Genomic DNA, 13,145 nt, shown 5'->3' on the forward strand with positions numbered 1-13,145 from the left:
GCGCCTGCTATTGAAGAGGGGTGACTCTTACTCTCGTACCCGGGCGGCCGAACCTGCTGCTGGGCGCCTTCGAGCTGGCCAGCCTGGGCTACCAGGCGCAGGAGTACTTCGTCTCGGGCTCCGCGAGGTCGTTCGGCCCCGCGGCCGGACCGCCGGCGGACTACACCACCCGCATCGTCGTACTGCGTCCACTCGAGCCGGCCGCCGGCGCCGACACCGCGATCGTCGAATGGCTCAACGTCAGCGGGGGCATCGACGCGCCCGCGTTCTGGCTCATGGCGCACCGCGAGATCGCCCGCGCGGGCCATGTCCATGTGGCCGTGTCGGCGCAGCGGGTGGGGGTGGAAGGTGGCGGGGTCAGTATTGCGCCCGGAATGTCGCTGAAAGAACTTGACCCACAACGGTATTCAGACCTGAGTCATCCGGGCGACGCTTACTGCTACGACATGTTCAGCCAGATCGGTCGGCTGGTGCGCGACGGGGCGATCGAGGGCGTCGACGCGCGGACCGTGCTGGCGGCCGGGGAATCGCAGTCGGCGATGTTCCTGACCACCTACATCAACGAGGTGGACGGGCGGTCCGGCGACGGTGAGGTCTGCGAGGTGTTCGATGGCTTCCTGGTGCATTCCCGATTCGGGTCGGCGGCGCCGCTGGACGGCGTCAGCATCCTGGACGAGCACGGTTCGCCGTCCGGGCCGCCCGCGCCGTACCGGGCCGACCTGCGTGTCCCGGTCCTGACGGTGATCACCGAGACCGACGTACTGGGCGCGATGCTGCCCGGCTACCGGCTGGCGCGCCAGCCCGAGACACCCCGGCTGCGGGTCTGGGAGATCCCCGGCTCGGCGCACGCCGACATCTACACGATCCGGGTGGGATTCATCGACAACGGTTCCCTGACGCCGAGTGAGCTGGCCGCTGCCTATGCGCCCACCGATGTGCTGATGGGTGAGCAACTGCCGTACTTCATCAACTTCGCGCCGCAACATCACTACGTCCTGCAAGCGGCCATCCCGGCGCTCCGCGAGTGGGTGCGCACCGGTCGGGCCCCGTCGTCGGCGCCGCCGATCCAGCTCACCGACTCCGACCCGGCCGAGATCCGGCGTGACGAGCGCGGTGTGGCCGTCGGCGGCGTCCGCACGCCGTGGGTCGACGTGCCGACCGCCGTGACCACCGGGACCGCCGCCGGCGACCAGATGCTGGCGTTGCTGTTCGGGACCGGCGAGCCGTTCGACCCGGCGACGCTGGCGGAGCTCTACCCCGGCGGTGCCGACGAGTACCTGCGCCGGTTCACCGAGTCGCTGGACCGGACCATTGCGGCCGGGTTCCTGTGCGCGGCCGATCGCGCGGAGATCCTGCAACTGGCCGGGGAGACCTTCCGCGGAACGCCGTAACGCGCTTGTGACCTGCAGTCGTTCTCGCATCCGGGCCCATACCAGATAGGCTGTCCGCGATGGTCCCGCTCTGGTTCACGCTGTCCGCACTCTGTTTCGTGGGTGCGGCGGCACTGTTGTACGTCGACATCGACCGTCGGCGGGGTCTCGGACGTCGCCGCAAGTCGTGGGCGCGGTCGCACGGATTCGACTACGAGCCCGAGTCGACCGAGATCCTGAGCCGGTGGAAACGGGGCGTGATGTCCACCGTCGGCGACGTCACCGCGCGCAACGTCGTCCTCGGCCAGATCCGCGGCGAGGCGGTGTACGTCTTCGACCTCGACGACGTGGCCACCGTGATCGCGCTGCACCGCAAGGTGGGCACCAACGTCGTCATCGACCTGCGGCTCAAGGGTGTCAAGGAACCCCGGGAGGACGACATCTGGCTGCTGGGGGCCATCGGTCCCCGGATGGTCTACTCCACCAACCTCGACGCCGCGCGGCGTGCCTGCGACCGCCGGATGGTGACGTTCGCCCACACCGCCCCGGACTGCGCCGAGATCATGTGGAACGAGGAGAACTGGACGCTGCTGTCCATGCCGATCGCGAGCACCCGCACCCAATGGGACGAGGGGCTGCGCACCGTGCGCCAGTTCAACGACCTGCTGCGGGTGCTGCCGCCCACCGCTCAGGCAGCCATCGCGGCGCCGCCGCGGCAGCGTGGACCGTTGGGAGCCATGCCCGGGCGCCCGTCGGCGACACCGGACCCGGCCACTGTGCGGCAACGTGGCGCCGTACCGCCTGGATCCCCGCGCAATGGCCACCAGGCGCCCAACTATCAGCGATAGCTAAGCTGACCGCGTGCCTGATCTGACGCCCGCGGACCGTGACGAACTCGCCGAACTGGTACGACAGCTCTCCGTGGTGCGGGGCCGGGTGACGTTGTCCTCGGGCCGGGAATCCGACTACTACGTCGACCTGCGGCGGGCCACGTTGCACCATCGCGCCGCCCGGTTGATCGGCTCGCTGATGCGGGAGCTCACCAGCGACTGGGACTACGCGGCGGTGGGCGGACTGACCCTGGGCGCCGATCCGGTTGCCACGGCCATCATGCATGCACCCGGGCGCCCCATCGACGCGTTCGTCGTGCGTAAGTCCGCCAAAACCCATGGCATGCAACGACTCATCGAAGGTTCCGACGTCGCGGGCCAGCGGGTGCTCGTGGTGGAGGACACCAGCACCACGGGCGCGTCACCGTTGACCGCGGTCCGCGCGGTGCGAGAGGCCGGGGGGGAAGTGGTCGGCGTGGCGACGGTGGTGGACCGGGCGACGGGGGCGGCCGAGGTGATCGAGGCCGAAGGTGTGCTCTACCGCAGCGCGCTGCAACTCGCCGACCTCGGACTCGGCGATGGCTGAGGCGTGATCCTCACCGACCTCGACGGCCGCGACTGGGCCGCAGATGAGGTGGTCGACCTCATCTGCGTGGGCACCGGCGTCGCGGTGCTCGCCGTCGCGATCGCGGCCGATCGGGCCGGCCTGGATGTCCTGCTGACCGCCGACACCGGTACCGCCACGAGCCTCCCGCACGGACCCAACCTGGCCGCCGACGCGACGGCGTTCCTGCACGAGGTGTCCGACGACATGGTCGACCCCGCGGAACCGGGGCCGCAACCGTGGATTCGCCGGGCCGGCGAATCGGGGCCCCAGCTGCGGCCGGGTGTCACGTTTTCCGGTGCGGCACTTCGCAATTGGGCCGGTAGCTGCTTGTCCTCGCCGTACGGCCTGCTGAGCACCGAGGTGGCCGGGATCGACGCGGAACCGATTCCGGTGGCTCCGGTCCCGAGCGGCGGGTCCGTCGACCTCGACGCCTGGCTGCCCGAGCTCGCCCGTGAGCACGGGCTGGCGAGTGACGACGACATCCTGCGTGATCTGGTGCTGGCCGGTGGCCGCGTCGTCGGGGCGGTGATGGGCGTCGAGGGCTCGCCGAGCGCTCGGACCGTCGTGCGCGCCGTGGCCGGCGTGGTCTTCTCCACGAGCGCCGCCGTGCCGGCAGGCACGAACCCGGTGACCGATGCGGACGTCACCGAGCTGGTCATCCAGCCGCGCCCGTTCAGCCGATTCGCCCGGCTGCAACTGCTGGCTCCCTGAGGTCAGCGCACCTTGCGCTGGGCGGGGGCGAATGGAAGTTCGATGTACTTGCGGGCGAACAACTTCGACATCGCCGAGCTGCTCAGCGGGCGCGACAGCAGGAAGCCCTGGGCCCGGTAGCAACCGTGCCGCAGCAGGATCTCGGCCGCGGCAGCGGTCTCCACGCCCTCGGCCACCACGGCGAGGCCGAAGGCATCGGCCAGTGCGATGACGGCCCGCACGATCGCGAGGTCGCCGGCGTTGTTGCCGAGGTCCTGCACGAAGCCACGGTCGATCTTGAGCGTGTCGACCGGCAACGACTTGAGATGGGTCAGCACGCTGTAACCGGTGCCGAAGTCGTCGATCGCGATCTGGACGCCGACTTCCTTGAGCGCGGCCAGCGTGATGCGGGCGGTCTCGATGTCCTGCACCACCAGGCTCTCGGTGATCTCCAGGCAGACCGATTCGCCGGCCAGGCCGAAGTCCGCCAGCGTCTCGGCCACCACGTCGGCGAAACCCTCCGACACCAGCTGGACCGGGGAAACGTTGAGGCGCAGGGTCGCGTCGGTGCCGATGCCCCGCGAGCGCCAGCCGCTGAACTCAGCGCACGCCCTCCGCATCACCCAGCGTCCGAGTTCCCCGGCGAGGTTGATGGATTCGGCGACGCCGATGAAGGAATCCGGTAGCAGCAGCCCCCGGGTCGGATGTTGCCAGCGAACCAGCGCCTCGGTGGCGAGCACCTGCCCCGTGCGCATGTCCACCTCGGGGAGGTAGTGCAGCATCAGGGCGCCCGATTCGATGACGCCCTGCAGGTGCAGCTCGATGTCGTTGTGCAGCGCGCTCTTGAGCGCCAGATCCTCCGAAAAGACGGCGACCACGTTGCCCCCGTCGTTCTTCGCGTCGAGCACGGCCTGATGGGCCTTGCGCAGCAGGTCGGATGCGGAGTCGTGACCCGGAGCGCCGATCGCGACGCCGATACTCACGGTGCGCGTCAGCATTTCGCCGTCGATGGGGACACGTTCGTTGAGCGTCGCCTGGATCTTGCCGGCCAGCACCATGGCGTCCTCGGCCGTGGTCGCGTGTTCGGGGACCACGATGAACTCGTCGCCCCCCAGCCGGGCGATCAGGCAGTCCTCTCCGACCGTGTCCAGCAAACGGTTGGCGAACACCCGGATGAACCAGTCCCCGGCGTTGTGGCCCAGATAGTCGTTGACCGCCTTGAGGCGGTCGAGATCGAGGTAGAGCACGGCCACCGGGCCGCGGCGCCTGGGCCTGAGGCGGTCATCGAGGTGGGCCAGCAGCGCGCGGCGGTTGTAGACGCCGGTCAGGTCGTCGTGGTCGGCCAGGAACCGCAGTTGCTCCTCGGCGGCGATCCGGGCCTGCACCTGGGCGAGCAGCGACGCGATTGCCTCCACGGCGGTGAGTTCGGTCGGAAGCCACTCGCGGTCACCGGATTTGACGAACCCCAGGCTGCCGGTGGTGACGTCGCCGTTCAGCAGCGGGGCGGCGGCAAACGTACTGACGTACCCGCCGGACTCCTCCAGCAACTGCTGGTATTCCTGGGTCGAGGGATCCGGGCGATTCACCATCGGCCGCTTGGCGTGCTCGGCGATCGCGAACACCGGGTCGTCGGCGAAGTACACCAGGCCGAGGGGATCGGGATCCGGGATGTTCTGCCGGGGTGGCCATTCCGCAATCAGCCGGGAGGCGCGGATGGTGTGGTCGTTGTACCGCAGGAATGCCACATCCACGGAGAACGCCGCGACGAGGTCGGCGAGCACCGACTCGAGCACCTCTACCGTGTTGGTCGACGTGGCCGCCATCAGCTTGGTGGCAACGGCGGTCACAACGACGTCGAGGCTATCGGGCATCGCGGTCCCGCACCGGTCGTCTGCGGCTGCGTACCGTCGGGGGTGCGGCCCGGCTGAATCGCAGCACGATGATCATCGAATGACCCGGGTGGGTCGCGACGAGATCATTGAACTCATGGGCCAGAGTATCCACCGTATCGGCGAATTCCGGTGACAGAGCGCGACGATCGTTGCCGGATTGTGCATGTACGAACAGCGGCGAGCAGGGATGGACGGCGAGGCCGAGCCGGTTGGCGGCGATCCATACCGCTTCGAGCGCGGATCCACCGCGGGCGTGGTCGCGCAGGGTCGCCCCGGTGGTGGTGATGACACCCAGCGCGGAACTGGCCAGCACCCGGTTGCGGGTGGATTCGCCGAGGGCCGCGCCGGTGTCCCAGCTGGCCAGCAGGTCCATGACGTCCGGACGCCGCAGGATGTCCAGGGCGGCCAGGTCGGCCGGGTCGAGTTCGAGGCTGCGAACGTCGATCCCGGTGTCCTGGTCCGGGTCACCGGGCCAGCGCATCTCGTCGCGCATCTCGCGGTGCACCGCCGGCGTCAGGAATCGGATGCGATCACACGCGTCCAGGATGCGGGCGGCCCGATCGAGGTCCGCGGGCGCGGTCAGCAGGGTCAGGTCGGCGCCCTCGGATCGGGCAGCGACCGTCAGCGCCTGGATCGTGTCGTCGTCGAGTGGTTCGGGAGTGCCGATGCGCCGGTTGGTCTCCCGGGCGTGCATCGGCCCGTAGAGCGCGGCCAGGGTGGGATCCTGGAGCGCGTCGTCGTCGCTGAAATGGAGAACGCCCCGGAGCGGGGTGTCCGGGGTGGCGGCGAACCACTCGACCGGACCGAGGATCCCGGCGGCCGCGGCGGCCACCCGGGCATTGAACATGGCGGCCCCCACCGCGACTGCGCTGCCGCGGTATTCGACGTCCATCGTGACGCTGCGCGTGGGGTCGAGCGACAGTGTCAGCGCGTGATCGTCGAAGTCGATCCGCCATGGCTGGGCGTTGCCACCCGACGGCGCGCGGGCGGCCGCCTCGGCCACCGTCTGCGCGGGGGTGCCGTGCCGCGCCGGGTCGCCGGCGACCTCGGGCTCGGTTGCCGCCGGCCCGGTCGGGCCCGGTCCGGTCAGTCCGCCCAGGACGTCGCCGACGTCGATGCGGGCCCGGCCGGAGGGAAGTTCTTCGCCCAGACCGATCCGTCGCACCGCTTCGGCGGCGGCGGCCGCACCCACGATGACATCGGAGGCCAGTTGCGGCCAGGTCGAGATGGTCCGTCCGACCTCCAGCATCGACGCGGCTCCACGTGCCGACCCGTGCGCGGCATCCACGAGGCGGAGCACGTGGGGGATCTTGTCGCGAGCCGTCAGCCCGGCCAGTGCTTCGATGCCGGAGTCGCCGATCAGACCGTGCAGGATCGGCCGGTCCGGTTCCAGATCGAACCTTTCGACGTCGACCATTCCGCGGTCGCTGGTGGCCATGACAACCGGAATACCCGCCGCGCGGGCCGATAATCGGACCAGGGCCTTGATGTCCAGCGCGTCGCACTCCTCGATGACCACGTCGAGCCCCGAGAGGAATTCGGCTGTCGAGTCGGCGGTCAGGCCGCCGGTCAGAACGCGGACCTCGAGGTAGGGATCCAATTCGGCGATACGCCGGGCCGCGATGACGGCCTTGTTCTCGCCGAGGTCGAGAACCGTCGCGGGCACCCGATTGAGGTTCGACACTTCGAGCTCGTCGAAATCGGCGAGAACCAGGCTGCCGGCCAAGCCCTCGGCGGCCAGCGTATGGGCGATGACGTGACCCACGCTGAGTCCGACGACGCCGACCCGCAGACGACCGAGACGGTCCTGCTCGGCGGCGGTGATCATGTTGTGGTTGCGGTCGAGCCGGAGCCGGCGGAACGCCCGGGGGCCCAGGAGATGCACCACCGAACGTCGCCACGGGTAATAGATCCAGCGGGACGACTCGCTCAGCAGGTCGTGGTCGGGTGCGGGAACCAGCCGGGCGAGGCTCTCCCGCTGGGCGGCGAGGCTGTCGACGACCTGGATACCGGCCGCGCTGCACAGCGCTTCGAAGGCGTCGCGCCCCTCGGGGGCACGGGTGTCGAGAATCTGGGGGTGATAGAGATGATCGGCGACTGGCAGGCCAGTCACGACGTGCTGCCGTAGCGGAGGGCGGCCTCATCGCGCCCGAACATGTCCATCAGCGCCATACTCTCCTTTCGCATCTTGATGATCTGTTGCGGCTCAGAGTGTTTCATGAACGTGTGGCGATCCCACCACATCATCTTGGTCTGGTACCGCTCGTCGGGGTAGGGCGTCGGGGGGATGTGGTTGGCCACCAGGCCGCCGGAGGACTTCCAGCGGTTCAGCACGTAATCGCCCGCGGTGGCCATGCAGAACTGGATGTCCAGGAGGGCCATCGAGTGTGAACCCGAACGGGCCAGCACCTCGGTGAGTGAGCGGTTGCGTTCCCGATCGTCGATGACCCACGCCGACTTCATCTCGAGAATGCCGAACGGCGCGCGGTCGTTGATCATCTTGCGCACCGCCGCCAGACCGGGCCGGCCCGCCCACTCGATCACCGCGTGCGAGTCGTCGGCGTCGCGCAGCGGTCCCTTGGCCCGGGAGCCCGCAAGGATCTGCCCTTTTTCATCGACGGCGGCAAAGAAAAGAATGGTATCCGAGCCGGATCTGAGGGCGTCCATGTCGAGTGCGCATTCCACGCCATGTTTGCGGTAGCTGCGAACGGCCCCGTCCAGGTAGTCGGACCACAGCGCGGGCTCGTCGACGGGCCGGGCGACCACGACGGTGCATTCGGCGTCGTCGTCCCACCAACTCGCGCTGGTGCGCGTGTCGAGGACGTGGTCGGTCGAATCGACTAGTTGAAGGTTCACGGCAATCCATTCAGTAGATCGGCACGTCCGGGGTACCCACTCGTACCCCGGAAATGTTTGCGCACCCGGCAGCGAGCTGATGTGGCTGTTCAATTATCCCCTGTAGCTCAGCCGATCCAGAGACATTCATGCTGTTCAGGGCGCGTGGCAAAGGTCCGCGCTGCTAGACGGCTGCGGTGGTGCGCGCCGACTATCGAACTCTGATCTGCGGGGACTGTCGCAGGCAGGGGTTATCGGCGTCGACGAAAATACTCGCATGTCTTACCTGTGTTTGCGGAATTCGCAGGTGGAGGGGGGTATGGCTAACTCGCCCCGGCGGACGCGCCGCTGCGGGGCCAGCGGCGGGCGAACGACCGGTGGGCGGGCGATTGCGCCGGTACCAACCGAGCTCGTCGACATGTGGCAGATCGTGACGACGATTGCGCGGGTTCCATCTCCCGCGAATGTGAGTATTCCTGACAAATATTTGCTGTAGCTGTCGTAACTGGGTTATTCACAGGCTTTTCAGGAATTCCACAACCCGTCGGCCTTGTGCAATTCTGGCGAACTCGTCCGGCTTCTGCCGCGGGTATGACCGCAGGGCCGCGGGCGCGGCCGGACTACAGTGCATCGAGGCTCGACCCCGCTGCCTCGTCGACGCCGGGAGCTGAAGTGCGCACCGTTACCCACCATGGCCGCCGGGCCCTCGCGCTCGGCGTTGCTGTGGTCGCCGCGTGGGTGTCCGTCGCGTGCGGGAAGCCCGCAGCACCCGCCGCGCCCTATGGGGCCGCAGCGGCCGATGTCGGTGACGCCGTTGACATCCTGGGCTGGCACGTCTCGGTGACCGGCCTGCGATTCGAGGCGGAGCATCTCCTCGTCGATGTCGATGCAACACCCGCGGACCAGCCCGGACCGCGCGCCGCGCCCGCCGATCTGCGGTTCGGTCTCTACGGTTCACTGGCCCATCCGATCGAGGCGTACGGCATGGACAGTTGCGCGCAACCGGCCGGTCCGGTCCCGACTCCGCTGGCCGTGCAGTCCGCGGACGGCGGTCCGGCCCGGATCGCCGGAACCGTCTGTCTGGGGCCGATTTCCGATCAGGCGCAGGTGCGCGGCGTCTACCTGTATTCGCCGCGGGACCGGATCCGCAACAGTACGGTCGCCTACCCGGCGGCCTTCCCGGTCGGGCTGCCGCCGACCAGTCCCGCTGATACCGGCCTGACCGTCAGCACCCAGAGTGTGGAGGCCTGGCGCGCCGACGGGACCGAGCTGACGCCGGCCGCCCTGGGCGACCCGCGAGCCTTCACCGGTAAGGGCTTCATGTTGCTCGGCCTGCGCGCCGGTGCGGTCGCCGACGAGTACCGCGATCGGTCCGCCGCCCGCGGGGGACCGATGATGCTGTTGGCCGCGCCCACCCTGCCACCGCCGGGGCTCAGCCCGGCGTGTTCGGCCTACGGCGGCTCCGTTCTCGTCCTGCCCGACGCTTCCCTGCAGGCCGTGCAGGTCGATGCCTCGTTGTGCACGCAGGGCGAGATCAACGCCGCCCTGCTGTATGCGACCGTCTCCGTGGCCGGCACCCACGCGGCGGTCTGGACCAGGACCGACCGGCCGTGACAGGGCCGGATCCCGACCGGCCGGGCCCGACGGAATGGACCGGTGGTGACGCCCTCAACGGCGTCGGACCCTGGCGCGACGAGCACCCCGGGGTAGTGCCGGCCGATCCTCGTTTCGATCCGGGCCTGATCGCCGACGGTGACCGCCGCAACGTGGTGGACGCCTACCGGTACTGGAGCCGGGAAGCGATCGTCGCCGACATCGACGCCCGGCGGCACCGGCTGCACATCGCGATCGAGAATTTCGGCAACGACGCGAACATCGGCGGGGTGGTGCGCACCGCGAACGCGTTCGCGGTCGACACCGTGCACATCGTCGGGCGCCGGCGCTGGAATCGCCGCGGCGCCATGGTGACCGACAGGTATCAGCGGCTGCGCCATCACGACACCAGCGCCGAGCTCATGGAGTTTGCCGCGGCGGCCGGGCTCACCGTCGTCGCCGTCGACAACGTGCCCGGTTCGGTGCGGTTGGAGCAGACCGCGCTGCCGCGGGACTGCCTGCTGGTGTTCGGCCAGGAGGGCCCGGGGATCAGCGCCGAGGCGCGCCAGGGTGCGGCCCTGACGGTGTCCATCGCGCAGTTCGGATCGACCCGGAGCATCAACGCCTCGGTTGCCGCCGGGATCGCCATGCATGCGTGGATCAGGCAATGGGGTGACCTCACCCGCGCCTGGTAAGGCAGGATGCCTAGGCATGGATCAGGTATGGGCCAATCGTGCGGAGTCGGCCGAGGCCGCGATCGCGGCACGGCATCTCAAGAAGCTGTGGGGGCTGCCGGGAACGCAACTCGGGGTGGTCGCGTGGCCGGCCACATCCCACGACCGGCGCTTCAAGACATGGCACTACTGGTGGCAGGCACACCTGCTCGACTGCCTGGTGGACGCGCAGGTCCGTGATCCGAAACCGGAACGGGTGGAATCGATCACCCGGCAGATCCGCGCACACTGGTTGCGCAACAACATGACCTGGACCAACAACTACTACGACGACATGGCGTGGCTGGCACTGGCGATCGAACGGGCCGGCCGGCTGGTCGGCGTCGAGAAGCCGTCGCCGCTGCGCAAGCTGTCGGAGCAATTCATCAACGCCTGGGTTCCGGAGGACGGCGGCGGAATCCCTTGGCGCAAGACCGATCAGTTCTTCAACGCGCCGGCCAACGGGCCGGCCGGCATCTTCCTGGCCCGCTACGGCGACCGGATCCGGCGGGCGCAGCAGATGGGCGACTGGATCGACGCGACCCTGCTCGACCCCGATACGCACCTGATCTTCGACGGCATCAAGGCCGGGTCACTCGTCCGCGCTCAGTACACGTACTGCCAGGGGGTGGTCGTCGGCCTCGAGACCGAGTTGGCGGTGCGGACCGGCGAGGAGAGGCACGGGGAACGGGTCCGCCGGCTGATCGCCGCGATCGATCGGGAGATGGCGCCGGCGGGCGTCCTGGCCGGCGCCGGTGGCGGCGACGGGGGACTATTCGCCGGGATCACCGCGCGTTATCTGGCGCTGGCCGCAACGTCACTGCCCGGCGACGACGACGAATCCGCGCAGGCCCGCCGGACCGCGACCGACATCGTCGTGGCGTCGGCTCGGGCGGCGTGGGACAACCGGCAGACCGTGGACGGGCTGCCGCTGTTCGGTGCGTTCTGGGACGTCGCCGCCGAACTGCCCGACGGTGCGGGTGCGGCCCGGCCTCCGGCCGCCGACGTCGAGGCCCTCGGCGCCGTCGGACCCGAATCGGAGTCCGATCAGGCGCCCGAGCCTGCGGAGCAGCCGCAACTCGTGCCCGCGGGCGGGATCAGTGAGCGCGATCTATCGGTTCAGCTCGCCGGCTGGATGCTCATGGAAGCAGCGCACTCGGTCACGGCGGGATCAGTCCAGGTCGACGGTGACCGCGGCGCCGGTAGCGGCGACGACGTCGTCGACTGAGACGCCGGGCGCCAGTTCGCGCAGGATCAGCGAGCCGGCTGAGCCCTTGTGGGGCACGTCGATGACGCACAGGTCGGTGATGATGCGGTCGACGACGCCCTGACCGGTCAGCGGCAGGGTGCAGGTCTGGACGATCTTCGGATTGCCGGCCCGGTCGGTGTGTTCCATCAGGACGATCACCCGCGCCGCGCCGTGCACCAGGTCCATCGCGCCGCCCATGCCCTTGACCATCTTGCCGGGCACCATCCAGTTGGCCAGGTCGCCGTGACTGGAGACCTCCATCCCGCCGAGCACCGCGGTGTCGATGTGGCCGCCGCGGATCATCCCGAACGACAACGACGAATCGAAGTACGCCGCACCGGGATTCACGGTCACGGTCTCCTTGCCCGCGTTGATCAGGTCGGGGTCGACCGCGTCGTCGGTGGGGTAGGGGCCGGTGCCCAGGATGCCGTTCTCGGAGTGCAGGGTGACGTGCACGTCGTCGCCGAGATACCCGGGAATCAGGGTTGGCAGCCCGATACCCAGGTTGACGTACTGGCCGTCGGTCATCTCCTGGGCCGCCCGGGCGGCCATCTCGTTGCGGGACCAACTCATTTGTTCGCCTCGTTCCCGTCGCTGATGGTCCGTTTCTCGATCTTCTTGTCCTGCGGTCCGGTGTGCACGATGCGTTGCACGAACACACCGGCGAGATGCACTGCGGCCGGGTCGATTTCGCCGGGTTCCACGAGTTCCTCGACCTGCACGATGGTGATCCGGCCGGCCATTGCGGCCAACGGGTTGAAATTCATCGCGGTCTTGTTGAACACCAGGTTGCCCGCGGTGTCGCCCCGTTTGGCGTGAACCAGGGCGAAGTCGGCGTTGATGCCCTCTTCGAGGACGTAGCGCTTTCCGTTGAAGACGCGAATCTCCTTGGGCGGTGAGGCAATTGCCACCGATCCGTCGGGTGCGTACCGCCACGGCAGGCCGCCGTCGGACACCGGGGTGCCCACGCCGGCGGGTGTGTAGAACGCCGGGATGCCCGCGCCGCCGGCGCGCAGGCGCTCGGCCAGGGTGCCCTGCGGGGTCAGTTCGACCTCGAGTTCCCCGGCCAGATACTGGCGGGCGAACTCCTTGTTCTCGCCGACGTACGACGCGGTCACCCGGCGGATGCGGCCCTGCCCGAGCAGCACTCCCAGGCCGATCCCGTCGACCCCGCAGTTGTTGGAGAACACCTCGAGGTCGGTGGCACTCGTGGCGGCGATGGCGTCGATCAACTGGTCGGGGATGCCGCACAGGCCGAAGCCGCCGACGGCGACGGTGGCTCCGTCGGCGATGTCGGCGACCGCCGCGGCGGCGGATTCGTAGACCTTCGATGTCATGGTTGTCCCTTGTTCCGCTTTCTCGCGTC

At 69.0% G+C, this 13,145-nt stretch carries 12 protein-coding genes; 7 read left to right on the forward strand and 5 right to left on the reverse strand.

The window, feature by feature from the left end; all coding sequences use genetic code 11:
* Positions 1-20: 20 nt before the first annotated feature.
* The 4 genes from U0R18_RS11580 to U0R18_RS11595 are packed head-to-tail and all read left to right on the forward strand — an operon-like array spanning position 21 to position 3,518.
* Entirely contained in the window at positions 21-1,391 is a 1,371-nt protein-coding gene (locus U0R18_RS11580; protein WP_526368397.1) for an alpha/beta hydrolase domain-containing protein, read from the forward strand.
* Between the two features lie 59 nt (positions 1,392-1,450).
* A complete protein-coding gene (gene ttfA / locus U0R18_RS11585) occupies positions 1,451-2,218 on the forward strand; it encodes a trehalose monomycolate transport factor TtfA (protein WP_526368399.1) in 768 nt (255 codons plus the stop codon).
* 22 nt (positions 2,219-2,240) lie between these two features.
* Positions 2,241-2,786 (forward strand): orotate phosphoribosyltransferase, encoded by a 546-nt coding sequence (gene pyrE, locus U0R18_RS11590; RefSeq protein ID WP_526369471.1) that lies wholly within the window; start codon positions 2,241-2,243, stop codon positions 2,784-2,786.
* Between the two features lie 3 nt (positions 2,787-2,789).
* Complete coding sequence (locus U0R18_RS11595; RefSeq protein ID WP_526368401.1) at positions 2,790-3,518, forward strand: hypothetical protein; 729 nt, start codon at positions 2,790-2,792, stop codon at positions 3,516-3,518.
* Between the two features lie 2 nt (positions 3,519-3,520).
* Here the strand turns inward: U0R18_RS11595 and U0R18_RS11600 are convergent, their stop codons facing one another.
* From U0R18_RS11600 to U0R18_RS11610, 3 genes are read right to left on the reverse strand one after another with little or no spacing between them, the layout of a single operon-like run.
* Complete coding sequence (locus tag U0R18_RS11600) at positions 3,521-5,368, reverse strand: putative bifunctional diguanylate cyclase/phosphodiesterase (protein ID WP_526368403.1); 1,848 nt, start codon at positions 5,366-5,368, stop codon at positions 3,521-3,523.
* Complete coding sequence (locus tag U0R18_RS11605) at positions 5,358-7,502, reverse strand: Rv1355c family protein (RefSeq protein WP_526368405.1); 2,145 nt, start codon at positions 7,500-7,502, stop codon at positions 5,358-5,360. Before U0R18_RS11605 ends, U0R18_RS11600 begins: the two co-directional genes overlap by 11 nt.
* Complete coding sequence (locus U0R18_RS11610) at positions 7,499-8,245, reverse strand: hypothetical protein (RefSeq protein ID WP_526368407.1); 747 nt, start codon at positions 8,243-8,245, stop codon at positions 7,499-7,501. The genes U0R18_RS11605 and U0R18_RS11610 overlap by 4 nt, the downstream gene beginning before the upstream one ends.
* A 651-nt stretch (positions 8,246-8,896) precedes the next feature.
* Between U0R18_RS11610 and U0R18_RS11615 the strand changes: the two genes are divergently transcribed.
* Genes U0R18_RS11615 through U0R18_RS11625 form a run of 3 tightly spaced genes read left to right on the forward strand, consistent with a single transcriptional unit; the run spans position 8,897 to position 11,758 of the window.
* Entirely contained in the window at positions 8,897-9,838 is a 942-nt protein-coding gene (locus tag U0R18_RS11615) for a hypothetical protein (protein ID WP_526368409.1), read from the forward strand.
* Positions 9,835-10,512, forward strand: a complete 678-nt coding sequence (locus tag U0R18_RS11620) for a TrmH family RNA methyltransferase (RefSeq protein WP_526368411.1) — start codon at positions 9,835-9,837, stop codon at positions 10,510-10,512. The genes U0R18_RS11615 and U0R18_RS11620 overlap by 4 nt, the downstream gene beginning before the upstream one ends.
* 16 nt (positions 10,513-10,528) lie before the next feature.
* Complete coding sequence (locus tag U0R18_RS11625; RefSeq protein ID WP_526368413.1) at positions 10,529-11,758, forward strand: glycoside hydrolase family 76 protein; 1,230 nt, start codon at positions 10,529-10,531, stop codon at positions 11,756-11,758.
* Here U0R18_RS11625 and U0R18_RS11630 read toward each other — a convergent pair.
* Positions 11,702-12,352, reverse strand: coding sequence for a 3-oxoacid CoA-transferase subunit B (locus tag U0R18_RS11630; RefSeq protein ID WP_526368415.1), 651 nt, complete (start codon positions 12,350-12,352; stop codon positions 11,702-11,704). The two genes, U0R18_RS11625 and U0R18_RS11630, sit on opposite strands and share 57 nt — an antisense overlap.
* Positions 12,349-13,116 (reverse strand): CoA transferase subunit A, encoded by a 768-nt coding sequence (locus U0R18_RS11635; RefSeq protein WP_526368417.1) that lies wholly within the window; start codon positions 13,114-13,116, stop codon positions 12,349-12,351. The genes U0R18_RS11630 and U0R18_RS11635 overlap by 4 nt, the downstream gene beginning before the upstream one ends.
* Positions 13,117-13,145 lie beyond the last annotated feature (29 nt).

It is taken from the genome of Mycobacterium sp. (genome assembly GCF_046330795.1).
Classification (GTDB): domain Bacteria; phylum Actinomycetota; class Actinomycetes; order Mycobacteriales; family Mycobacteriaceae; genus Mycobacterium.

Bases quoted from the DNA above. Each gene is read 5' to 3' on its own strand.
- ttfA (WP_526368399.1), top strand. From the start codon at position 1,451: ATGGTCCCGCTCTGGTTCACGCTGTCCGCACTCTGTTTCGTGGGTGCG.
- U0R18_RS11625 (WP_526368413.1), top strand. From the start codon at position 10,529: ATGGATCAGGTATGGGCCAATCGTGCGGAGTCGGCCGAGGCCGCGATC.
- U0R18_RS11635 (WP_526368417.1), bottom strand. From the start codon at position 13,116: ATGACATCGAAGGTCTACGAATCCGCCGCCGCGGCGGTCGCCGACATC.
- U0R18_RS11630 (WP_526368415.1), bottom strand. From the start codon at position 12,352: ATGAGTTGGTCCCGCAACGAGATGGCCGCCCGGGCGGCCCAGGAGATG.
- U0R18_RS11600 (WP_526368403.1), bottom strand. From the start codon at position 5,368: ATGCCCGATAGCCTCGACGTCGTTGTGACCGCCGTTGCCACCAAGCTG.